We start from the raw sequence: 21,568 nt of genomic DNA, 5'->3' as shown, positions 1-21,568 counted from the left end.
GCACGCCCCCGGGCACCACGCCCGGCGGGCCCGCACGCCCCCGGGCACCACGCCCGGCGGGCCCGCACGGCCCCGGGCACGCGCCAGGCGGGCCCGCACGGCCGGACGGCCGGGCCCCCGGACACGCGGAAGGGCCCGCACCGGCGCGCCCAGGCGCGGTGCGGGCCCTTCCGGACGGGGCGTCCCGCCGGGGCCGTCCGGTCAGCGGACCGGGGCCGCCTGCTGCGGGGAGATGCCCAGCAGCGTCATGTAGCCGGACAGCACCAGCTTGCCGACCGCCGGGTACGCGCCCAGCGGCTCGGCGACCGGGCAGTCCGCCGCCTTGGCCGCGTCGTCCAGCAGGCCCTCGGCGAGCTCCGGACCCACCAGGTACGGGGCGACCGCGAGCTGCGCCGAACCGGCGTTGCGCAGCTGCTCCGCCACCGACGCCACGGAACCCTCCTGGTCCAGGGCGGCCGCCATCACCGGCACGGCGAGGCGCGCCGCCAGCAGCATGCCCGTGATCCCGGCCGCCTGGACGGCCTCCGGGCCCCCGGTCGTGGCCAGCACGATGCCGTCCGCCGCCGTCGTGACCGTGAACAGCCGAGCCCGGTCGGCGCGCGCCAGACCCGCCTCGGACAGGCGCACGTGCAGCGCCTCCGCCAGCAGCGGGTGCGGGCCCAGCACATCGGTCAGCTCGGCCGGCGCGCCGCTGTCCGCGACGGCCTGCCGTATCCGGCCCATCAGCTCGGCGTCCGGGCCGACCAGCAGCGGCACCACGACGGCGGCCGGGCCCTCGGGCTCGGCGACCTCGCGGCCGGCCGCCACGGCCAGCTCGTACCGCTCCACGCGCAGCCGCGCGGCCCGCTGGAGGACACCGGTCAGGGACACGTACTCGGTGTCGTCCCCGTCGAGGAAACCGATCGCGGCCTCCAGGCCCGGCAGCTCGGAGCGCGCGATGCTCACGAGCTCTTCCGCGAGGCTGCGCACAGCGGCGGAAGGCTCACCGGGGACGGCGAGGACGAGTGCGGGCGCGCCCTCGGGCGCCGCCAGGGGTTCGGGGCGACGGTGCCGCCCGGACTGGCGGGGGCGTGGCATTCGTACAGGCAGGCCAGCGGGCCCAGTGGGGGAGCTCATGGCGCCGCATGCTACTGGTTTTGTCCGCCTCGCTGTTCGGGGAGGGGGCATTCCCGCCCCCATTGAGCAGTTTGTCGGAAGAGTCGCCTCAGTTGCCGTATGTGTCCAGCAGACCGGGCTCGGCCGGCAGCCCCGGCGCGTCCGCGGCGAGCGCGGCGGCCAGGGCGAGCGCACCCGACAGCGGGTCGCCGGCCGCCGACACCGGCCGCACACCGGGGAGTTGACGCGCCAGCTCCTCGCGCAGCGGTACGAGCAGCGGGTCGCCGATCCGGAACAGGCCGCCCGTCAGGGCCACATCGCCCGCGCCTCCGGCCGGGTGGACGGCCGCGGCGGCCTCCGCGATGTGGCGAGCCGCACACACGAGGACGTCCGCCGCGACCGGGTCGTCGGCCGCGCAGCGCGCCACCTCCGGCGCGAACGACGCGAGGACGGCGGCCCGGTCCGTACGCGGATACAGCCGGCCGGGCAGTCCGGCGGCGGGCCCGAACAGCGCCTCGGCGCGGGCCAGCAGGGCCGGTGAGCCGCCGCGCCGCCCGTCGTGGGCCCGCAGCGCCGCCTCCAGACCGGCCCGGCCGATCCAGGCGCCGCTGCCGCAGTCGCCCAGCAGATGCCCCCAGCCGTCGGCGCGGCGCCAGCGCACCAGGTCCGTGCCGAGCGCGACGAGACCGGTGCCCGCCGCGACCACCGTGCCCGGCACGGTGCCCAGGGCGCCCGCGTACGCGATCACGGCGTCGGACGCCAGCGCGAGTCTCCGTACGCCCAGCGCGGCGCCCAACGCGCCCGGCAGCAGGGCGCGCAGCCCGTCACCGAGCCCGGCCATGCCGGCGGCTCCGACGGCGGCCGCGACGGGCCGCAGCCCGCCCGCCCCGGCGTCGTCCAGCAACTCCCGGGCGACCGGCACCAGCCGCTCCATCAGCCACCGGGCGTCGATCCCGCCGGGCCCGGTGGGCACGGGCGTGCCGAACTCCCGCGAGCCCACGACCCGCGCCACCGCACCCGCGGCGCCGCGCCGACCCGCCGTGGGACGCTCCCCGGGGGCGACCGCCGCCAGGGCGACGCGGAAGCCCGAGCCGCCCGAGTCGACGCCCAGGACCAGCGGGCCGTCCGGTCTCACGGCAGGCGCCAGTCGACCGGCTCCGCCCCCTGACGCAGCAGCAGGTCGTTCGTCCGGCTGAAGGGGCGCGAGCCGAAGAAGCCCCGGTCCGCCGACATCGGCGAGGGATGCGCCGACTCGATCGCCGGAAGGTCGCCCAGGAGCGGACGCAGATTGCGCGCGTCACGCCCCCACAGCACCGACACGAGCGGCTTCCCGCGCGCCGCCAGGGCCCTGATGGCCTGTTCGGTGACCTCCTCCCAGCCCTTGCCGCGATGCGCGCCCGGCTTGCGGGGCGCCGTCGTCAGCGCCCTGTTGAGCAGCAGCACCCCCTGCCGCGTCCAGGGCGTCAGATCGCCGTTGGACGGCCGGGGCAGGCCCAGGTCGGAGTGGAGCTCGCGGAAGATGTTCTCCAGGCTGCCCGGCAGCGGCCGCACGTCCGGCGCGACCGAGAAGCTCAGCCCCACCGCGTGCCCCGGTGTCGGATACGGGTCCTGGCCGACGATCAGGACCTTCACCTCGTCGAACGGCTGCTGGAACGCCCGCAGGACGTTCGCCCCCGCCGGGAGGTAGGTGCGTCCCGCGGCGATCTCCGCGCGGAGGAAGTCCCCCATCGCGGCGATCCGATCGGCCACGGGTTCGAGGGCTTCGGCCCAGCCGGGCTCGATGATGTCTTTCAACGGTCGTGCTGCCACGGCCGTCACTCTACTGGCGCAACCCACCCCTTCCGTCACCCGACGACCGCGGCCCGTACGCACAGCACATCGGGGAGATGCGCGGCCAGTTGGGTCCAGCTGTCGCCGTCGTCGGCGCTCGCGAACACCTCGCCGTTGCGATTGCCGAAGTACAGGCCCGCCGGGTCGGCGCCGTCCGTGCACATGGCGTCGCGCAGCACCGTGCCGTAGTGGTCCTCCTCCGGCAGGCCGCGCGACAGCGCCTCCCAGCTGCCGCCCGCGTCGCTCGTCCGGTACACCCGGCAGCGGCGCCCCGCCGGCACCCGGTCCGAGTCGGCGTTGATCGGGAAGACGTACGCCGTGTCCGCGTGCTTGGGGTGGGCGACCGTCGCGAAGCCGAAGTCGGACGGCAGCCCCGCCCCGATGTCGGTCCAGGTGCCGCCCGAGTCGTCGCTGCGGTAGACACCCCAATGGTTCTGGAGGTACAGCCGGTCCGGGTCGCCGGCGTCCTGGGCGATCTTGTGCACGCACTGGCCGAACTTCGGGTTCGGATCCGGCAGGAACACCGCCGACACCCCGTCGTTCGACGGCGACCAGGACGCGCCGCCGTCCCGGGTGCGGAACACCCCGGCCGCCGAGACGGCGACCGTCACGGCGTCGGGGTCGCGCGGGTCGGTCACCACCGTGTGCACCGCCTCGCCACCGCCCCCCGGCTGCCACCGCGACCGCGTGGGATGCTCCCACAACGGCCTGACCAGCTCGAACGTCTCGCCCTCGTCGTCCGACCTGAACAGCGCGGCCGGCTCCGTGCCCGCGTACACCACGCCGGGCGCCGCCGGGCCCGCCGGATGCAGCTGCCACACGCGCTCCAGCGACGCGCCCGTGTCCTCGGGGAACCTCACGGGCGCCTTCGCCGGCTCCGTCCAGCGCGCCCCGAGGTCGTCGGAGTGCAGCACGGAAGGCCCCCAGTGCGCGCTGTCCGCGCCCACCAGCAGCCGGGGAGTGGACCGCCGCAGGTCGATGCCGACCGCGTACACGGCCTGCGAGGGGAAGTGGGGCCCGTCGAACTCCCAGCGGCCGCCGCGCCGGCGGGCGGTGAACAGGCCCTTGCGGGTGCCAACGGCAAGCAGTACGTCGGTCATGGCCGACACCTCCAGGACGCCTTTGTCGCGATACGGGCCAGTCTGCACCCACCCACTGACAACGGCCGCCGGAGCGCCGTCCCCGCAGGCCAGGCCGCGCGCCCCGCGATCCACGAGGCCCGGGTCCGCGCGCCCGCTCGGCGGGGGACCCGGGCCGTCCGGGGCCTGCGTCCGCCGCCGCGCCCTCCGGGGTCCTCGTCGCCCGCCGGGCTCTCGGGGAACTGCTCGACGCCCGCCCCGCGCCCCGCTCAGCCCTCGCCCGCGGCCGCCAGCAGCCCCGTCCAGTCGGGGATCTTCACCGGTCCGCGCCCCAGGGCCCGGCCCAGCGCGGCCTCGGCCTCCTCGATCGCCAGCCAGCCCGGCCACCGCACCGGCCGCAGCCCCCCGGCACGCAGTTCCGCGACCGGGTCGTCCGGCACGGCCCGGCGGGCCAGCAGCGGCGCGTCCTGGAGCAGCGAGGCCGCCGTCTCCTTGGCACACGGCCGGTTCGTGCCGATCACCCCGCTCGGCCCGCGCTTGATCCACCCCGCCACGTACTCGCCCCGCGACGGCGCCCCGTCCCGCAGCACCCGCCCCGCCGCGTGCGGGACCGTCCCGCGCACGGGGTCGAACGGCAGGCCCTCCGGCGGCGCGCCCCGGTAGCCGACCGCCCGCAGGACGAGACCGGCCTCGATCTCCTCGTACGTCCCCGTGCCGCGCACCCCGCCCGTGCCGTCCGGCTCGGTGCGCTCGAACCGCACCGCGGCGACCCGCCCGCCCTCGCCGAGGATCTCCACGGGCCGCAGGAAGAACCGCAACCGGATGGAGCGCGGCACAGCGGACAAGCGCCCTGCGGCCCCGGCGACGCCCCCCGCCGCCGCCTCCGCACCGGCGGCCTCCCACTCGCGGATCACCTCCACGTTGCGCCGGTTCACCGCGGGCAGCCCCGAGGGGTCCGCGTACGCCGGGTCCAGGGCCAGGTCCGCCGGCTCCACGCCGATCCGCGCGGACGGCAGCGCGCCCAGCTCCCGCAGCTCCTTGGTGGTGAACCGGGCCTGCGACGGGCCGCGCCGGCCCACCATGTGGACCTCCCGCACCGCGCTCGCGGCCAGCGCCCCCAGCGCGGACTGCGGCACGTCGGTGGCCCGCAGGTCCTCGGGGGCCCGCGCGAGGACGCGCGTCACGTCCACGGCCACGTTCCCCACGCCGATCACGACCGCCGAGCGCCCCTCCAGCGCGAAGCCGTACGCGGAGGCGTCCGGGTGGGCGCTGTACCAGGCGACGAAGTCCGTCGCCGAGAAACTGCCCGCCAGGTCCTCGCCCGGCACGCCCAGGCGCCGGTCGCGGGCGGCGCCCACGCAGTAGACGACGGCGTGGTACAGCTCCAGCAACCGCTCCGGCGGGACCCCGTCCGCGCCGACCGGGACATTGCCGACGAAGCCGATCCGCTCGTGCTCCAGCACGGCGCGGAGGTTGTTCTGCAGGGACTTGATCTTCTCGTGGTCGGGGGCGACCCCGTAGCGCACGAGCCCGTACGGACACGGCAGGCGGTCCAGCACGTCCACCCGCACGTCCGGCACCAGCGTCTGCTCGACCAGTGACTGGGCGGTGTAGACCCCGCTGGGGCCCGAACCGACCACGGCGACACGAAGCACGGCACGCGCTCCTTCCCCGGAGGAACCTTCAGCATCCCACCGGGGAGCGCCGCGCGGGAGGCCCCGCGGCCCCGTGAACCGCCCGCCCGCCCGCGCGGGCGCCCGCGCCGGACGAGGCACCGGACCCGCCCGCGGCAAACACCCGTCCACGCGCGCCGTCCCGCCTCCGGGCCCCGCGCGCTCCGGCGCCCTACCGCACGGGCACGCCGTCCTGCACGACGGCCCGGCCGCCCTCCGGGGGCGAGCCCAGCTCCCAGTCCAGCCCGTACCGCTGGAACAGCTCGGCCCTGAGCCGGGCGGGTGACATCGGGGCGCCCGGCAGCAGGATGGCGACGACGGCGCCCATCAGCAGCGCCCGCAGCAGCGGGTAGTCGGCGTCCACGTCCCGCGAGCCGTACCGCTCCATCGTGTCCCGCAGCAGCGCCGCGAGCCGCTGCTGCTCCGGGCAGCGCACGAACCCCTCGGCCTGCAGGATCCCCGCCATGTGGGTGCGCATCAGCAGCGGCTGGTCCACGGCCAGACCGAGGATCGCGTCGATCGCGCGGGCCAGCCGCTCCCTGCCGTCGTCCGTGCGCGGCTCGCGCTCCAGCGCGGAGGCCAGCGTCATGTGCATCAGGCGGTGGACGGCGGACTGCAGCAGCTGGCGTTTGCCGGGGAAGTAGTACGACACGAGTCCGCGCGCCGAACCGGCCCTGTCGGCGATGTCCCCGAGCGTCGTCGCCTCGTACCCGCGCTCGGCCACCAGCTCGACCGTCGCCTGGAGGAGCCGTTCGCGGGACCGCCGACGAAGCTCCGCATTGACCGATGCGCTTCGCGGGGACATGCTGAACTCCTGCGTTGACTGGCTTCCAGCCAATATACTCAGAGCGTCCCCGCCGACACGCACCGCCTCGTCGGCCGGGGCAGCGCGTCACGCGGACCGGGCGACGCGGGGGATCGCCCGGTCCGTGCTGGCGCCCGCCCCCGGACCCGTCCGGCCCGCGCGGTGAAGCCGCGGGTCACGCCCCGGGGGCAGCTGAGCCCGCCATCCGGCGGTGGCCGAGGCCGACCGGTGCCCGCCCTTCGCAGCCGACCCCACCCGAGCGCCCGGACCGGCCCCATGAACCCGGGCTGGCGCCCGTACGGCATATGCGGCCCGCACGCCCCTCCGGCCGCCCCGCGCCCGCGTCCCTCCACCGACCGCCCCCGCGCCGGTGGTTCAGCCGCCGGAGCCGGCCGGCGCGTAGTCCCCGAGCGTGCGGCGAGGCGTCCACCCCAGCGACCGGGCCCTGGACACGTCCAGGACCACGGAATGCGCCAGCTGGTCGACGGCATAGCGGGTCAGCGGCGGATCGGCGTGGGGACGCAGCCGGGCCAGCGTCTGGGCGGCGCCCGCAGCCGCGCGGGCGACCGGCAGCGGGACGTGACCGACGCGCGCCCGCACGCCGTGGGCCCGCAGGACGGTCCGCACCGCCTCGTCGCGGTCGTACGGCACGGGATCGGCGATGTTGTACACGCCCGGCGGCCAGTCGGCGGCCAGCAGGCAGGCGTCGGCGAGGTTCTCCACGGCGGTCAGGCTCAGGCGGACGCTCGGCCCCGGCAGCAGGAGCAGCCCGCGGCGGACACGGGACAGCAGCCGGGGCACCAGGTGCGGGTCCCCGGCGCCGTACACCGCGCGCGGCCGCAGCACCACGGCCCCGCCGTCGAGGGCCAGGGCCTCACCGGCGGCCTTGGTGCGGCCGTACGCGTTCAGGTGCCCGCGCACCGGGTGGTCCTCGGTGACACGGGAGCGCCCGCTGCCGGGCGCGTACACGCTGGCGCTGCTCACCCACACCACCGGCCGCCCCGCCGCGGCCCGCAGCAGCCGCGCCGTGCCGTCGACGTTGACGGCGCGCATGGCGGCCTCGGCGGGGGAGCCGGGCAGCGGGTCGCCGACGGCGGCCGCGCAGTGCACGACGAGGTCCGCCCCGGACAGGTCCGGCACCTCGCGCGCGGCGTCCCACGGGCGGTGCCGGCCGACCGGGCCGGGGCGCCGGCCCACGCACAGGACGTCATCGCCGCGGGCGGCCGCCGCCGCGGCCACGTGAGAGCCGCAGAAGCCGCTCGCCCCGGTGACGGCGATCGTGGTCATCGGTTCTCCAGGGTCGGGTGGCCGCCCGCGGCGCGGACGGTGAGGGAGCGCCAGCCCGGCAGGGCCGCGCCCCGGTCCGCGCGGGCCCGCACGACGACGGGGCGGTGGGGCGCGAGCGCGGCGAGGGTGTCGTCGAGCTGGGCGCGGGCCAGCCGCGCACCGGGACAGGCGTGGCCGCCGGCGCCGAAGACCAGCCGGGCCACACCGGGCGGAGCCGGGTTGTGGGCGTCGGGCGGCCGGACGTGGGCGCGCGCCGCGTGGCGGGCCACGAGGATCAGGCGGTCCCCCTTCCGCACCGGGCAGCCGCCCAGGTCGGCGTCGGCCGCCGCCACACGCGGCAGCAGCGGCGACGGGGCCGTCACCCGCAGCAGCTCGCCCACCAGCGCCGGGCGCAGCAGTCCGTCGGCCGCGTCGTCCCACAGGCCCGCGTCGGCGCACCAGGCGGCGGCCCGCGGCAGGGCGGCGACCGTGGTGTTGACGGCGGCCACCGCCAGCATGGCCCGCAGGGCGGACTCCGCTTCCCCGGCGGGCCGGTCGGGGGCGAGCAGCGCCTCCAGCCGCGCCGCCGCCGCGGCGGCCGCCCGCGCGGTGCCCGGCAGGCGCGGGCCGGGCAGATGGTCGCGTACGGCGGCGGCCGCCGCGTCCGCCGCCGCGCGGGCGATGGCCTCCGGGTCGCCGGTCGCGCCCAGCAGCGCGCGGACGGTCGCCCCGGCCAGTTCCCGGGCCAGCGGCACGAGATCGATGTCGCGGCCCTCGGCGAGCGGGGCGACGCGGCGGTCCAGGACGTCGAGCCACACCGGGCGCAACCGCTCCACCCCGGCCGCGCCCAGGTCGTCGGCGACCGCGCGCCGAGTGGCGCGGTGCCCGGAGCCCTCCTGGTCGAACAGCGTGCCGCCCGCCGACAGTTCCCGTGCGGCGCCTCCGGTGGTGCCGGCGGCGGTGCGGTCCAGCGGGACGCGGGTCAGGGCCTGCCGGTACGGCTCGGTGCCGTGCACCAGCAGCGCCCCGCCGACACGGGTGACGGCGCGGCGGCGGGTGGCGGCGAGCAGCGCGAACAGCAGCGGGTGGGAACGGGTGTAGACGCGCCGGTCCCGACGCCGCGCGGCACGGACAGCGGAGGCCGCCCGCCCGGACACCGGAGGTGCGGCTCCTCCGGGCCCACCGGCCATCGGACGCACGCCGCTTTCGGTTCGGTCGGTCATCGGACGTGCGCCTCCTTCAGGTCGGCCGGTCATCGGACGCACGCCACTTTCGGCTCGGCCGGTCATCGGACGTGCGCCTCCTCGGAGTCGGCGGGGCGGTAGCGGCGGTCCCAGCACCACAGGAGGGTGCGGCGGGCGCCCCAGGCCCGCAGCCGGCGCAGGCTCGCGTACACGACCATCCGCTTGGCGCGGGCGATCCGGTCGCTGTGCTCGCGCGCCCGGTTGAGGAGCAGGACGTCCTCGGGCGGCCCCTCCAGCGGAACGCGCGGTGTGCCCCCGCAGCGCAGGTACAGCGCGGCCGTGAGGGCGATGTTGTGGCCGTGGCACAGCACGTACGGCGCGCGGAAGCGCGGGTGCCGGTGCGCCGCGCGGCAGCGCCCGTACAGCGCGGTCGCCCTGACGACCGCCGGCAGCAGATACCGCTCCGCGAGCGACGGCGACTCGTCGCGGCGCGGCACGCTGCGGCCGCACACCATCTCCGTGCCGCGCGCCAACTCCCGGCGTGCCGCGGCGATCCAGTCGGCGGCGGGCAGGCAGTCGGCGTCCGTGCGGACGAGCAGTTCGGCGCCGTGCGCGACGGCGTACCGGAACCCGGTGTCGGCGGCGGCGCCGGTGCCCCGCTGCTCCTCGTGGACCAGGTGCACCGGGAAGGGCGCATCGGCGGCGAAGCGGCGTACGGCGGCGGCGGTGCCGTCGGTGGAGGCGTTGTCCACGACGACCAGGGCGAAGTCCGTGTCGGTCTGCCCGGCGAGCGCGGCGAGGGTGGCGCCGATACCGGCCTCCTCGTTGTACGCGGGCACCACGGCCCACAGCGGCGGCGCACCACCCGTCGCGGTCATCGCCGGCCCGCCGCGGTGAGGTGCCGTTCCGTCTCGGCGAGGCGCCGCTGCGCGAGGCGCGCGGTCGCGGCGCGGTCGGGCTTCAGGGACCGGCCGGACAGCGGGATCTCCGCCAGCAGCACCGCGTCCGGCCGGGCGGCGCCCATGCGCCGCAGCGGCCCGGCCAGCGCGGCCCGCAGCGCGGCACGGTCCGCCCCGGGGCCCGGCTGGACCACGGCGACCAGCCGTTCGTCGCCGTCAGTGGCCGGTACGCCCACCAGCAGGGCCAGTTCCACACCGGGCACGTGCAGGGCGGGCTCATAGAGGCCCGGGTAGATGTTCTCGGCGCGGCGCAGGATCATGTCCTTGCGGCGGCCCTCCAGCACGATCCGGCCGCCGTCGAGGCGTGCCCGGTCACCGGTCGCGACCCACGGGTCCGGCTCGTCGCCGAGGTACCGGTGGCGCGCGGCGGGGCCGGACAGCAGCAGTTCGCCCGACGTGTCCGTCGTGGCCGCCACTCCCGGCAGCGGCGCCCCGACGAGGTCCCCGTCGCCGGTGAACGCGGCCTTGTCGGACTGCTCGACCGCCGCGGCCGGGAACAGCTCGGTCAGCGCGTACACGCCCCACGCCTCGTGCGCGCCCGCCCGCTTGACGCGGGTCAGCAGGTCGGCGCTCGCCGGGGCCGACCCGGTCCACACCCGGCCGGTGAACCGGCCGCCCTCCGCCAGGAGCCGCCTCAGCCGCGGTGGCGTCAGATAGGTGGCCTGCGGCGCGAGTCGGCGCAGTTGGCGGCGCAGCACGGGCGCGGAGCGGGCGGGCAGCGCGACCGGCGCCCCGCTCGCCAGGGACGGTACGAGGACGAAGAAGGTCCCGCCGAGTACGGGCCGCCCGGCCTCGGGCCGCACCAGCTCCGCCACCGTCGCCATGCCGGCGGCGAGCGAGGAGCGGGTGTGCACCACCGCGCGGGGCCGCGAGGTCGTGCCCGAGGTGAACACGATGACCGCGTCGCCGTCCCCGTCCGCGGGGCGCGGCAGGGGCAGTGACCGGGCATCGCCGTCCAGCGCCGGGGCGCAGCCGGGCAGCCGCGGTCCGATGGTGGCGACCGGGCCCAGCCCGGCGAGGTCCGGCAGGGCCAGCCCGGCCCGGCGGGCGAGCGGCCGCGCCCACCCGGCGACCGCCTGCGCGGCGGCGTCGGCCAGGACGAGCTCCGGCCGGGCCAGGGCGAGCCGGGCGCGCAGCACGTCGGGGCCGGCCCCCGGGTCCAGTACCGCGGCCCGCGCGCCGAGCCGGTGCACGGCGAGCATCACCGCGAGGGCGCGCGGCCCGGGCCGTACGGCGACGCCGACCGTGCCGCCCGGCGCGACGCCCCGCGTGAGGAGGGCCGCGGTGTAGCGGTCGGCGAGGTCGGCCAGCTCCCCGCAGGTGGCCCGGGTGCGTACGGCCCCGGTGCGGGTGGCGCCGAGGACGGCGGGCCGTGCGGGGTGGCGGCGCAGCGTGTGGGCGAGTGCGTCCAGCATCAGCGCGGGTCCTCCCCGTGGCGGCCCGGCCCCTTGTCGAGGTACCAGCGGGCCGTGCCGAGCAGGCCGTAGGCGCGCAGGCGCCGGGTGGAGTTCTCCACGACCATGTCGCGGGCGTGGACGATGGCGGTGGTGCGGCGGCGCACCCGGTTGAGGAACAGCCGGTCGGTGGGGGAGGGGCGGCGCGGCATCCCGCCGACGGCCTCGTACAGCGCGGCGGTGACGGCCATGTTGTTGCCGGCGTGCATCCGGTACGGGGCGAGGTAGCCGTGGCGGCGGTGGTGCGCGGGACGTATCCGGCCGAAGAACGCGGCGATCCGGACCAGCGCGCGGAACGCGGCCCGCCCGAGCGGCCCGTGCTCGTCGCGGCGCGCGTCGATGCGTCCGCACACCAGGCCCGCGCCGCGCAGCAGGGCGGCGCGGGCGGCCGCCGTCCAGCCGGGGTGCGGCAGGCAGTCGGCGTCGGTGCGGGCCAGCAGTGTGGCGCCGCGCGCGATCGCGTACCGGAAACCGGTGTCGACCGCGCAGCCCACGCCCTTCTCCGGCTCGTCCAGCACATGTACCGGGAAGGGCGCCCGGTCCGCGAAGCCGCGGGCGAGGGCGGCGGTGGAGTCGGTGGAGGCGTTGTCGACGACGACGAGGGTGAAGTCGCGGTCCCGCTGGGCGGCGAGCGCGTCCAGCGTGGCGCCGATGCGCTCCGCCTCCTGGTGGGCGGGCACCACCACCCACAGGGCGCTCACGCCTTCTCCCAGACCATGGTCATGATGCTGACGCCGCCGCCCAGGCCGACGAACAGGACCCGGTCGCCGGACCGCAGGTCCTCGTGGACCCGGTCGAGCTGCACGCCGAGCGTCGCGCTGGCCATGTTCCCGAGCTCGGGCACGGTGACGACGAGCCGCTCGCGCGGGACGCCGGTGAGCTCCACGAACCGCTCCAGGTAGGGCACGGTCACCTGGTGCACCAGGATGTGCCGGAAGTCCTCCCACGCCAGTCCGGTGCGGTGCCGCATCCGGTCGAGCACCGACGTGCCGACCTTCTCGAACACCTCCCGCAGTTCGCGTCCGTCGCCGTGGAAGTACGTGTACTCGTCACCGCGCGGATGGCGCGAACCGCCGCCGAAGATGCCGCCCACCGACCAGTGCCCGGAGTGGGTCTCGGTGTCCACGTCGAGGATGCCGCCCCGGTCCACCGCCTCCAGCACGACCGCGGCGCCGGCGTCGCCGAAGGTGTAGCCCGCGAAGCCGTCCCGCAGCTGGCCGGGGTCGGCCGGGTCGTGCCGCACCGCGCGGCTGGGGGTCTCCCCGGTGACGACCAGGGCGCGGCGGGCGCGTCCGGCGAGGATCATCGCGCGGGCCGCGTCGATGCCGTTGACGAAGCTGTTGCAGGCGTTGGTCACGTCCAGCGCGTGCGCGCGGGAGCCCAGTTCCGCCTGGACGATGTGCGCGGTCGCCGGTTCCACCACGTCCCGCGTGGCGGACGCGAACACCAGCAGGTCCACGTCGTACGCGGCGAGCCCGGCCCGGTCGAGCGCGATGCGGGCGGCCCGCACGGCGAGCGTGGAGGCGTACTCGTCCTGCGCCGCCACCCGCCGCGAGGCGATGCCGGTGGCCCGTTCGAGCATCCGCGCCGGCAGGGACAGCCCGGAGGCCGCCGCGATCCGCTCCTGCAGCCGCCGGGACGTCAGCTCGTGGCCGGGCAGGGAGGAGGCCACCGCGGTGATGCCCACCCGGCGCACCGGGCCGTGGGAGGCGTGGTCTGTGTGCATGGGCTGGACGCTACGAGCGCCTCGGGAGGGCCCGCCTGAGCGCTGGTACTCAATTCGAATAGGTGATCGCCCGGCGTGTGGTGGGGGACGCGTCGGCGCGCGGGCCTGCCCTCTTGTCCGCTCGGCGCGCCCAAAGAGGCGCCGCCGAGGGGGCCGCGGCGGGGCGATGTGCGTCCGGCCGTCCCCGCACCAGCCGAGGGCAGTCGTATCCGCCTCGTGGCGTCTCCGAGCTGATTGCCGGAGCGACGGCCTGGACCGGCTCACTCCGCTGCCGCCCATGCCCCACTGCCCAGACAGCCTCCACGCGCACCCGGCGGTGGCTCACAAGGCACGGCAGGGGCCGCAGCCGTACGCGCGGCGGGGAGGTGCGACCATGCCGAGGTGGCCCACGACATCGTGTTCTTCCTCGCGCCCGGCGACGAGGCCGCCGCGGCGACGCGCCTGCGCGGGCCCGGTCCCGCCCACGCGTCGGTGAGCTGCCGTTTCATCGAGCCGGACACCGCCATCGCCGCATGGGACATGCACTTCGAGGAACCCTCCGCCGAGGCCCCGCCGCTGGAGCGGCTTTTCCGGTGGCCGTGGCCGGAATGGGTCACCGCCCCCCTGAACGACGGCGTGGAGGTGTTCGCGTTCCCGCACCGCTTGACCCGGGCACTGGCTCATGCCGCGCCTTCCGAACTGGAGGCGCTGGCAGACCGCTGGGCCGACATTCTCAGACGCGCCGACGGGGACGACATGACCGACGACGATCTGGTGGCCGTCGTGAAGGGGGTGGCCAGGCTCGCCGCCTCGGCGGTGCGCACGGGCGGCGGACTCTACTGCTGGAGTTTCTGACGCTCAGCGCCCCGCGCCCTCCATCAGCACCGCCGATCGTTCCGGGCGGGCCGTCCTCCGCTCGTACGCCACGACCGCCGCCGCCACCAGGCAGGCGCCCAGCAGCCAGCCGCCCAGGACGTCCGAGGGCCAGTGCACCCCCAGGTACACCCGCGTCAGACCCACCCCGACCGTCGACACCGCGCCCACCATCAGCACCGGCCGCACCAGCGCGCGGCGCGCCGTCCGGGCGGCCGCCCACCACAGCAGCCCGCACACGACGGCGGCCGTCATCGCGTGCCCGGACGGGAACGCCGCGAACTCCGCCGTGTCCACCGGGTCCGACCAGCGCGGCCGGTCGCGCCCCACCAGGGCCTTCGCCGCGTGCTGCACCCCGGCCGCCACCACGGCGACCACCACCAGCAGCCCCGCCGGCCCCGGCTGCCCGGCACGCCACAGCGCCAGCGCCGCCAGCGCCAGCAGGACCCGCAGGGTCAGCGGGTCCCACACCCAGTCGGTAAGCACCCGTACGGCCTCCGTCAGCACGGGGCGGCGCACCGCTGTCGGATGCAGCTCCTCCACGACCGCCCGGTCGAACGCGAGCAGCGGCGCCCACGAGACGGCGACCAGCACCAGCAGCGCCAGCGCGGCGGCACCGCAGCCCATGGCCACGGCACGCAGGACGGGAAGAGGGAGAGGGGCGAGGGCGCGGGATGGGGGGTTTGTGGGGGGATGCATATAAAGATCCTGCCCGAAGACCGGCAGGTCAGGCGCCCATGACACCATCGGCCCCGACCGCGGCCCGGGACGGCCGAATCTGCCCGGTCGCACGCCGGGGCCGCCAGGCCCGCCCGCCCCTCCCGCCATCCGCGGCGCTCAGATCTGGCCGCGCTCGGATCAGCCGACGCTCAGGTCAGCGCGCTCAGCCCCGGGGCCAGGGCCACCAGCAGGGGGACCGCCGGGACCAGGGCGGCCGCCGCCGTCAGGCGCAGGCGCCGCCCCGGAGTGAGCCGGGGCTGGGCCGTCAGCAGCCGCGTCACCCGCTGCGGCACCTCGGCGTGGTGCGTCGGGCACGGCCCGAAGACGCCGCGGTCCTCGTTCAGCCCCACCAGCGCCAGCGCGATCGTCAGCCGCCCGAACCGCTTCGACGCCGAGTCGTCCGCCGCCAGCTCCACCAGCCGGTGCATCTCCGCACGGAACGCCTCGAACACCGGGACGCGCGGGAACCCGGACGCCAACGCCGCCGCGCAGTACAGCAGCCAGTCGTGCCGCGCCCGCGCGTGCCCCTGCTCATGGGCGAGGACCGCGTCGAGCTGCCGCCCCTTCAACCGGCGGAGCGCCGCCGTCGTGATGATCAGCCGCGGTCGCGTACCCGGCAGCCACCAGGCGTCGGGCCGGTCGCCCTCCAGCAGCACCAGCGGCCCGGAGGACGCCTCCTCGCCCGGCAACTGCGGTGCCCGCACCAGCAGTTCGGCGCGCTGCCGGCGGCGCCGCGCCCGCGAGTCGCGCACCTCGCGGGTGAGCATCGCGCCGGTCCACAGCCCGCCGCACGCCAGCAGCACCGCGAGCGTCGCCGACCAGGGGCCGAGCGCACCCAGGGCGTACGCCTCCACGACACCCTCGGGCGCCGTCGCGAAGACCCGGCCGCGTACCTCGTGCCAGGCGGCCGCGGCGCTGAACGTCATCGACAGCGCGAAGCTCAGCAGCACCGCCGCCACGACGCACTGCCAGACCCACAGGGCGACGATGGGCTCACGCTCCGGCCAGTCGGCCCGCGCGAGCAACCGCGGGGCCACGACGGCGACCAGGACGCCGAGCGCGAGCAGCGCGAGGGAGACCCACATGGTGTCAGCCTATGAGGGGGGCGCCTCTCATAGACAGAGACGAAGAAGGAAGTGACGCACGCCACGGTCCCTTCCAGGGGTCCCCGCCTCCCCGCAGACGCCACGGTCCCTTCCCGGATGCCGCCGCCTCCCCGCAGGCGCCACAGTCCCTTCCAGGAGTCCCCGCCTCCTCACAGGCGCCACGGTCCCTTCCCACGGTCCCCGCCTCCCCGCAGCCCCGTAGCGCCCATGTGCCCGGCTTCCGCGTGCGCGCCGACTCCGGTGGGCATCCTCCGGGCGTGGCGGGGTGGCTGCTGGTCGTGCTGTGCGGGGTGACGGGGCTGTACTGCCTGGTGCTGCGGCACCGGTGCCCGGGGGCGGGGAGCGAGGCGGTGATGGGCCTCGGCATGGCGGCGATGGGCCTGCCCGCCTCGGTGTTCACGCCGCCCGCGTGGTGGTGGGCCGGGTACGCGGTGGTGTTCGGGGCGGAGGCGGCACGGTCCGCGTGGGCGCTGCGGGGCGGCGGGGCGCGCGGCCGTCACGCGCACCACCTGATCGGTTCGCTGGCCATGGTGTACATGGCGCTGCCGACCGGTGCCGCCGCACAGGCAGAGCCGGGGACGCACGGGGCGCACGGCGCCGGTGGGGTTCCGCTCCTGACCGGTGCGCTGCTCGCGTACTACGCGGTGTGGACGCTCCGCGCGGGCGCCCGCCTGGTCCCGGCCCCCGCGCTGCCGACGACCCTGCCCGCGGCGACCGCGCTCGCCGCCCCGACGCCGGCCAGGCCCCCCGCCATGCCCACCGCACCCTCCGTCCCAGCAGCCGCCCCCTTCGCCCCGCCACCGTCCCCCGCCGCGGCGGGCGTCGCCGCGTGCCGGGTGGCCATGGCCGTGGCCATGCTCGTGATGCTGGCCGGCGGCCACGCCGTGCCCGGCGCGCGTTAGGGTCGGAGCCGATCGCACGCGAGGGGAGAACGCTCACGATGGACACCGCACCGCTCCGGGACGCGACGGAGACCTACCGCGACGCCGTGGAGGCGGACGTCCCCGCCCTCGTCGAGCTCGTCGAATCGGCGTACCGGGGCGATGCCAGCCGCGCCGGGTGGACGACGGAGGCGGACATCCTGGACGGGCAGCGGACCGATCCGGACGGCGTCCGCGCGGTGATCTCCACGCCCGGCTCGCGGCTCGTCGCCGTCGAGCGGGACGGCGGACTCGTCGCCTGCTGCCAGCTGGAACGGCGCGGGGACGCCGCGTACTTCGGGATGTTCGCCGTGCGGCCGGGCCTCCAGGGCGGCGGGCTCGGGCGGCGCGTCCTCGCGGAGGCGGAGCGCCTCGCCCGCGAGGAGTGGGGCGCCCGCGAGATGCACATGACCGTGATCTCCGTGCGGGACGAGCTGATCGCCTGGTACGAGCGGCGCGGCTACCGCCGTACGGGCCGGACGACCCCGTTCCCGTACGGCGACGAGCGCTTCGGCGTGCCGCGCCGCGACGACCTGGAGTTCGAGCTGCTGGTCAAGGAACTGGGCTGATCCCGCCGGCCGGTTCGGGCGCCGCGCCCGGGCCGGCCCCCGGCTCCGTACGGAAGTCCAGCCGGCCGTCGGCCACGTCCACGCGGACCCGGCCGCCCGCCGCGAGCCGCCCGTCGAGCAGCAGCCGCGACAGTTCGTTGTCGACCTCGCGCTGGATCGTGCGGCGCAGCGGCCGGGCGCCGTACTCGGGCTCGTAGCCCCGCCGCGCCAGCCAGTCGACGGCGTCCGGCGTGAAGTCCACGCCCACGTGCTGGGCGCGCATGCGGCGGCGGGTGTCCTCCAGCAGCAGGTCGGTGATCTGCCGCAGCTGGGCCTCGGCGAGGCGGCGGAAGATGACGATCTCGTCGATGCGGTTGAGGAACTCGGGGCGGAAGTGCTCGCGCAGCGGGCGCAGCATCCGGTCGCGGGCGGCCTGTTCGTCGCCCGCGGCCTCCGCGCCGAAGCCCAGCAGGCCGCGCCCCGTGCCGATGGCCTCGGAGCCGAGGTTGCTGGTCATCACGATGACCGTGTTCTTGAAGTCGACCGTGCGGCCCTGCGCGTCGGTGAGCCGCCCGTCGTCGAGCACCTGGAGCAGGATGTTGAAGACGTCCGGGTGCGCCTTCTCCACCTCGTCCAGGAGGAGCAGCGAGTACGGGTGCCGGCGCACCGCCTCGGTGAGCTGCCCGGCCTCCTCGTGCCCGACGTATCCGGGCGGCGCGCCCACGAGCCGGCTGACGGTGTGCCGCTCCTGGAACTCGCTCATGTCGAGCCGCACCATGCGCTCCTCGCTGCCGAACAGCGCGTCGGCCAGCGCGCGGGCCAGCTCGGTCTTGCCGACGCCGGTCGGGCCGAGGAAGAGGAAGCTGCCGATGGGGCGGCGCGGGTCGGCGAGACCGGCGCGGGAGCGTAGTACGGCCTCCGAGACCGCGGACACCGCCTCGTCCTGGCCGATGACCCGCTCGCGCAGATGCTGTTCCAGGCCGAGCAGCCGCTCCTTCTCCTCCTGGGTGAGCCGGCTGACGGGGATGCCGGTCTGGCGGCTGACGACCTGCGCGATGTCCTCGGCGGTGACCTCCAGGACGCGGTCGTCGCGCATGACGGGCTCGCCGCGGCCGGCCTTGATGCGGTCCTGGAGCTCCTGGATGCGGTCGCGCAGCTCGGTCGCCCGCTCGTACTGCTCGGCGGCGACGGCCTGGTCCTTGTCGCGGACGAGCTGCTCGGCCTCCCGCTCCAGGGCCCGCACGTCGGTGTCCTGGGACCGGGCGCGCAGCCGGACCCGGGCGCCGGCCTGGTCGATCAGGTCGATGGCCTTGTCGGGCAGGAACCGCTCGGTGAGGTACCGGTCGGACAGTTCGACGGCGGCGCGCAGCGCGTCGTCGGTGTAGCGGACCTGGTGGTGGGCCTCGTACCGGTCGCGCAGGCCGCGCAGGATCTCCAGGGCGTCCTCGGGGCTGGGCTCGGGGACGAGGATCGGCTGGAAGCGCCGGGCGAGGGCGGCGTCCTTCTCCACGTACCGGCGGTACTCCTCCAGCGTGGTCGCGCCGATGACGTGCAGCTCGCCGCGGGCGAGGGCGGGCTTGAGGATGTTGCCCGCGTCCATGGAGCCGCCCTCGGAGCCGCCGCCTCCGCCGCCCGCGCCGACGACGGTGTGGAGTTCGTCGATGAAGAGGACCAGTTCGCCGGAGTGGGAGCGGACCTCCTCGATGATGGCGTTCATCCGCTCCTCGAAGTCGCCGCGGTAGCGGGTTCCGGCGACGACGCCGGTCATGTCGAGGGCGACGACCCGGCGGCCGAGGAGGGTGTCCGGTACGTCGCCGTCGGCGATGCGCTGGGCGAGGCCCTCCACGACGGCGGTCTTGCCGACACCGGCGTCGCCGATGAGGACCGGGTTGTTCTTGCCGCGCCGGGACAGCACCTCGACGGTCTGCTCGATCTCCTGCTCGCGCCCGATGACCGGGTCGATGCGTCCCGCGCGGGCGATGTCGGTCAGGTCGCGCCCGTACTTGTCGAGGGTGGGCGTGCCGTGCTGGGGCGCCGGGCGCTGGTCGGCGGCGGTGTTCTCCCAGCCGCCCGACGAGCCGGCGCGCGGGGCGGGCCTGAGGTGGGAGGGGCCGGGCACGGAGCCGGGGTCGAACCGGGCGGCGCGCAGGATGCGGCCGGCCGCCGAGTCGGGGTTGGCGGCCAGGGCGGCGAGGACGTGCTCGGGGCCGATGTAGGAGGCGCCGATGTGCCGGGCGAGGTCGTGGGCGTCGAGGAGGGCGCGCTTCACCGCGGGCGTGACCGCGATGCGGGACTGCGGCGGGCCCTCGCCGGCCGTGCGGTCGATCTCAGCGGCCAGCTCGTCGGGGTCGGCGCCCGCCCGTACGACCAGGTCGCGCGTCGGCTCCGTGTCGAGCGCGGCGCGCAGCAGGTGCTCGGTCTCCAGGTCCGCGCTGCCGTGCTCGGCCGCGTAGGTGGCGGCGTCGTCGACCATGCGGCGGGCCGGTTCGCTCATCATCCGCGCGATGTCGATGTACCGGGGGCCGCGCCGCGCCGCCGAGGAGGCCGGGGTGCCCCCGAACAGGCGGGCCAGAAACTCGCTGAACGGGTCGGGGCCGAAGCCCTCGGGTCCGAGGAATCCATTGCTCATAGATGACCGTCCCAGTTGTCCCAGTCCGTCGCTGTTCGTCGTAGCCCGTCGCTGTCTGTCCAGGATTCACACCGGTCACGGCAGAATCCAGCCACGCGGGTTCCCCGGGCGGTGCCCGTTACACCGGGGGTGGTGCCCGTGGGCGGGCGGGCGGCCGGATGTGACCGTCCTCTCGGCCGGAGACAGGAAAAACGGCGGTGACGGCGGGGGTCGCGCAGGATAATTTTCGCCAGACCCTCTTGTGGTGAAGAACCGCAGATGGATACGGTGCCTTAACGCGAGGTTCTCCTGTGGAGGAAGTGAGATGACGGAAATTCTTGTGCAGGATGCTGTCGGTGGCGAGCTGTCCACCGATGTCAGGGTGGTCGACCACCCCGCATGGCCGCAGCTCAAGAATGCCGTGGAGGAGATCCGCGTCTGGCAGTCGGCCGACGGCTCGATCGACTTCGACGCCGAGGGCGCCCCGGCCCGCACGGACGCCGACGCCGTGCTCGACCGGATCGTCGCGGCCGTCGAGCGGCTCTCCCCGCTCCTGCCGCACGGCGCCGACTATCACCGTGCGCTCGTCGCGGACCTGCGCAAATGGGCCGACGGCGGCTACGGCGTGCCCGACTTCCTCGACTCGCTGACCGCCTTCCAGCCCGCCGCCGAGCGCGTCGACGGCCGCCAGCACCTCGTCGTGTTCCCCATGTACACGCAGAACGGCAACCCGGACCGCAATCTGGAGGCCGTCGTCCTGCGCATGGTGTGGCCGGAATGGCTCGCGGAGCTGGAGGCCACCCGGTACGACAACCCGCTGTTCTGCGGCATCACCTTCGAGGACTTCACCTCGGGCTACGACACCAACTCGGCCGTCCTCTTCCCCGAGACCGTCGCCGTCCGCGAGGTCCCCGAGCGCTTCACCTGGGGCGGCATCTTCTGCGACCGCGAGGCCGCCCGCTTCCGCCGCGTCACCGAGGCCGCCGTCGACGTCCTGGGCGTCGAGCTGCCCGAGGACATCCGGGAGATGCTCGACGACCAGCAGCGCTGCCAGGAGGCCTTCGTCCTGTGGGACATGGTCCACGACCGCGCCCACAGCCACGGCGACCTGCCGTTCGACCCGTTCATGATCAAGCAGCGCCAGCCGTTCTGGATGTACGGCCTGGAGGAGCTGCGCTGCGACCTGACCGCCTTCAAGGAGGCCGTCCGCCTGGAGGCCGAGGGCAACCGCCACGGCCGTGACGTCCAGTACGCCGTGCTGTTCGACCGGATGTTCCGCTTCCCGGTCACCGGCGACCGCGTCCGCAACTACGACGGCCTGGGCGGCCAGCTGATGTTCGCCTACCTCCACAAGCACGACGTCATCCGCTGGACCGACAACACCCTGCGCATCGACTGGGAGCGGGCCCCCGAGGTCACCAACCAGCTGTGCGCCGAGATCGAGAAGCTGTACCGCGACGGCATCGACCGCCCCAAGCTGGTCCACTGGTTCGCCGCGTACGACTTCGTCTCCACCTACCTCGCCCCGCACCCCGGCTCCCGCTGGGCCAAGGGCCCCGACGCGCTGGACGTCTCCCAGCCGCCGCGCAAGCTCGTGGACGACGTGCTCCCGGACGAGTTTCCGCTGAGCATGTTCTACGAGGCCCTCTCCAAGAAGCTGAAGTCCGTGATCGCCTCCACCAAGGGCATCACCGCCGCGGACGTCGAGAAGGCCGCCGCGTGAGCGAGCAGCACCCCGCGGGT

19 protein-coding genes are annotated in these 21,568 nt (G+C 76.1%); 4 read left to right on the top strand and 15 right to left on the bottom strand.

Annotated elements, in window-relative coordinates:
• Positions 1 to 201: 201 nt before the first annotated feature.
• The 12 genes from ACSUPT_RS02570 to ACSUPT_RS02515 all read right to left on the bottom strand — a co-directional run bounded on the left by ACSUPT_RS02570 (position 202) and on the right by ACSUPT_RS02515 (position 13,071).
• Positions 202 to 1,116, bottom strand: a complete 915-nt coding sequence (locus tag ACSUPT_RS02570) for a sirohydrochlorin chelatase (protein WP_436943378.1) — start codon at positions 1,114 to 1,116, stop codon at positions 202 to 204.
• 88 nt (positions 1,117 to 1,204) lie between these two features.
• Complete coding sequence (locus ACSUPT_RS02565) at positions 1,205 to 2,230, bottom strand: BadF/BadG/BcrA/BcrD ATPase family protein (protein ID WP_436943377.1); 1,026 nt, start codon at positions 2,228 to 2,230, stop codon at positions 1,205 to 1,207.
• A complete protein-coding gene (locus ACSUPT_RS02560) occupies positions 2,227 to 2,904 on the bottom strand; it encodes a uracil-DNA glycosylase (protein ID WP_436943376.1) in 678 nt (225 codons plus the stop codon). The genes ACSUPT_RS02565 and ACSUPT_RS02560 overlap by 4 nt, the downstream gene beginning before the upstream one ends.
• 35 nt (positions 2,905 to 2,939) lie before the next feature.
• Entirely contained in the window at positions 2,940 to 4,025 is a 1,086-nt protein-coding gene (locus ACSUPT_RS02555) for a WD40/YVTN/BNR-like repeat-containing protein (RefSeq protein WP_361657052.1), read from the bottom strand.
• Positions 4,026 to 4,273: 248 nt separating this feature from the next.
• Positions 4,274 to 5,659, bottom strand: a complete 1,386-nt coding sequence (locus ACSUPT_RS02550) for an FAD-dependent oxidoreductase (RefSeq protein WP_436943375.1) — start codon at positions 5,657 to 5,659, stop codon at positions 4,274 to 4,276.
• A gap of 190 nt (positions 5,660 to 5,849) precedes the next feature.
• The gene (locus ACSUPT_RS02545) at positions 5,850 to 6,482 is read right to left on the bottom strand and encodes a TetR/AcrR family transcriptional regulator (protein ID WP_436943374.1); all 633 of its coding nucleotides are present in this window, start codon (positions 6,480 to 6,482) and stop codon (positions 5,850 to 5,852) included.
• Positions 6,483 to 6,857: 375 nt separating this feature from the next.
• A complete protein-coding gene (locus ACSUPT_RS02540) occupies positions 6,858 to 7,769 on the bottom strand; it encodes an NAD-dependent epimerase/dehydratase family protein (RefSeq protein WP_436943373.1) in 912 nt (303 codons plus the stop codon).
• Positions 7,766 to 8,971, bottom strand: a complete 1,206-nt coding sequence (locus ACSUPT_RS02535) for a cytochrome P450 (RefSeq protein ID WP_436943372.1) — start codon at positions 8,969 to 8,971, stop codon at positions 7,766 to 7,768. The genes ACSUPT_RS02540 and ACSUPT_RS02535 overlap by 4 nt, the downstream gene beginning before the upstream one ends.
• A 62-nt stretch (positions 8,972 to 9,033) precedes the next feature.
• Positions 9,034 to 9,810 (bottom strand): glycosyltransferase family 2 protein, encoded by a 777-nt coding sequence (locus tag ACSUPT_RS02530; RefSeq protein WP_436943371.1) that lies wholly within the window; start codon positions 9,808 to 9,810, stop codon positions 9,034 to 9,036.
• A complete protein-coding gene (locus ACSUPT_RS02525) occupies positions 9,807 to 11,306 on the bottom strand; it encodes a class I adenylate-forming enzyme family protein (RefSeq protein ID WP_436943370.1) in 1,500 nt (499 codons plus the stop codon). Before ACSUPT_RS02525 ends, ACSUPT_RS02530 begins: the two co-directional genes overlap by 4 nt.
• The gene (locus ACSUPT_RS02520; RefSeq protein WP_351963704.1) at positions 11,306 to 12,046 is read right to left on the bottom strand and encodes a glycosyltransferase family 2 protein; all 741 of its coding nucleotides are present in this window, start codon (positions 12,044 to 12,046) and stop codon (positions 11,306 to 11,308) included. Before ACSUPT_RS02520 ends, ACSUPT_RS02525 begins: the two co-directional genes overlap by 1 nt.
• Positions 12,043 to 13,071, bottom strand: a complete 1,029-nt coding sequence (locus ACSUPT_RS02515) for a 3-oxoacyl-ACP synthase III family protein (protein WP_361657072.1) — start codon at positions 13,069 to 13,071, stop codon at positions 12,043 to 12,045. Before ACSUPT_RS02515 ends, ACSUPT_RS02520 begins: the two co-directional genes overlap by 4 nt.
• Positions 13,072 to 13,452: 381 nt before the next feature.
• Here ACSUPT_RS02515 and ACSUPT_RS02510 point away from each other — a divergent pair, with 381 nt between their 5' ends.
• Positions 13,453 to 13,905 (top strand): hypothetical protein, encoded by a 453-nt coding sequence (locus ACSUPT_RS02510; protein WP_399217961.1) that lies wholly within the window; start codon positions 13,453 to 13,455, stop codon positions 13,903 to 13,905.
• Between the two features lie 3 nt (positions 13,906 to 13,908).
• On the opposite strand, the gene ACSUPT_RS02505 is transcribed toward ACSUPT_RS02510, so the two are convergent.
• Positions 13,909 to 14,550, bottom strand: a complete 642-nt coding sequence (locus tag ACSUPT_RS02505) for a phosphatase PAP2 family protein (protein ID WP_399218185.1) — start codon at positions 14,548 to 14,550, stop codon at positions 13,909 to 13,911.
• A gap of 242 nt (positions 14,551 to 14,792) precedes the next feature.
• Positions 14,793 to 15,728, bottom strand: coding sequence for a M56 family metallopeptidase (locus tag ACSUPT_RS02500; RefSeq protein ID WP_351963702.1), 936 nt, complete (start codon positions 15,726 to 15,728; stop codon positions 14,793 to 14,795).
• A gap of 278 nt (positions 15,729 to 16,006) precedes the next feature.
• Between ACSUPT_RS02500 and ACSUPT_RS02495 the strand changes: the two genes are divergently transcribed.
• Both ACSUPT_RS02495 and ACSUPT_RS02490 read left to right on the top strand, forming a co-directional pair.
• Positions 16,007 to 16,651, top strand: a complete 645-nt coding sequence (locus ACSUPT_RS02495; RefSeq protein WP_436943369.1) for a DUF5134 domain-containing protein — start codon at positions 16,007 to 16,009, stop codon at positions 16,649 to 16,651.
• Between the two features lie 38 nt (positions 16,652 to 16,689).
• Positions 16,690 to 17,238, top strand: a complete 549-nt coding sequence (locus ACSUPT_RS02490) for a GNAT family N-acetyltransferase (RefSeq protein WP_365726700.1) — start codon at positions 16,690 to 16,692, stop codon at positions 17,236 to 17,238.
• Here the strand turns inward: ACSUPT_RS02490 and ACSUPT_RS02485 are convergent.
• Positions 17,222 to 19,846 carry an ATP-dependent Clp protease ATP-binding subunit gene (locus ACSUPT_RS02485; RefSeq protein ID WP_351963699.1) on the bottom strand — a complete coding sequence of 875 codons (2,625 nt, stop codon included), beginning with the start codon at positions 19,844 to 19,846 and terminating at the stop codon, positions 17,222 to 17,224. The two genes, ACSUPT_RS02490 and ACSUPT_RS02485, sit on opposite strands and share 17 nt — an antisense overlap.
• Before the next feature lie 304 nt (positions 19,847 to 20,150).
• On the opposite strand from ACSUPT_RS02485, the gene ACSUPT_RS02480 reads away from it, so the two are divergent.
• Positions 20,151 to 21,548, top strand: coding sequence for a DUF6421 family protein (locus ACSUPT_RS02480; RefSeq protein ID WP_351963698.1), 1,398 nt, complete (start codon positions 20,151 to 20,153; stop codon positions 21,546 to 21,548).
• Positions 21,549 to 21,568 lie beyond the last annotated feature (20 nt).

Source organism: Streptomyces sp. SudanB25_2051, from assembly GCF_964272635.1.
Taxonomy (GTDB): Bacteria; Actinomycetota; Actinomycetes; order Streptomycetales; family Streptomycetaceae; genus Streptomyces.
The sequence above is the reverse complement of the archived record's forward strand: the minus strand, read 5'-3'. Positions and strand labels throughout refer to the sequence as shown.

What these genes read in the sequence shown, in the direction of transcription:
- ACSUPT_RS02525 (WP_436943370.1), bottom strand. Translation starts at nt 11,306, where the DNA reads ATGCTGGACGCACTCGCCCACACGCTGCGCCGCCACCCCGCACGGCCC.
- ACSUPT_RS02515 (WP_361657072.1), bottom strand. Translation starts at nt 13,071, where the DNA reads ATGCACACAGACCACGCCTCCCACGGCCCGGTGCGCCGGGTGGGCATC.
- ACSUPT_RS02485 (WP_351963699.1), bottom strand. Translation starts at nt 19,846, where the DNA reads ATGAGCAATGGATTCCTCGGACCCGAGGGCTTCGGCCCCGACCCGTTC.
- ACSUPT_RS02530 (WP_436943371.1), bottom strand. Translation starts at nt 9,810, where the DNA reads ATGACCGCGACGGGTGGTGCGCCGCCGCTGTGGGCCGTGGTGCCCGCG.
- ACSUPT_RS02535 (WP_436943372.1), bottom strand. Translation starts at nt 8,971, where the DNA reads ATGACCGACCGAACCGAAAGCGGCGTGCGTCCGATGGCCGGTGGGCCC.
- ACSUPT_RS02555 (WP_361657052.1), bottom strand. Translation starts at nt 4,025, where the DNA reads ATGACCGACGTACTGCTTGCCGTTGGCACCCGCAAGGGCCTGTTCACC.
- ACSUPT_RS02480 (WP_351963698.1), top strand. Translation starts at nt 20,151, where the DNA reads ATGACGGAAATTCTTGTGCAGGATGCTGTCGGTGGCGAGCTGTCCACC.
- ACSUPT_RS02500 (WP_351963702.1), bottom strand. Translation starts at nt 15,728, where the DNA reads ATGTGGGTCTCCCTCGCGCTGCTCGCGCTCGGCGTCCTGGTCGCCGTC.
- ACSUPT_RS02570 (WP_436943378.1), bottom strand. Translation starts at nt 1,116, where the DNA reads ATGAGCTCCCCCACTGGGCCCGCTGGCCTGCCTGTACGAATGCCACGC.
- ACSUPT_RS02505 (WP_399218185.1), bottom strand. Translation starts at nt 14,550, where the DNA reads ATGGGCTGCGGTGCCGCCGCGCTGGCGCTGCTGGTGCTGGTCGCCGTC.
- ACSUPT_RS02540 (WP_436943373.1), bottom strand. Translation starts at nt 7,769, where the DNA reads ATGACCACGATCGCCGTCACCGGGGCGAGCGGCTTCTGCGGCTCTCAC.
- ACSUPT_RS02545 (WP_436943374.1), bottom strand. Translation starts at nt 6,482, where the DNA reads ATGTCCCCGCGAAGCGCATCGGTCAATGCGGAGCTTCGTCGGCGGTCC.
- ACSUPT_RS02490 (WP_365726700.1), top strand. Translation starts at nt 16,690, where the DNA reads ATGGACACCGCACCGCTCCGGGACGCGACGGAGACCTACCGCGACGCC.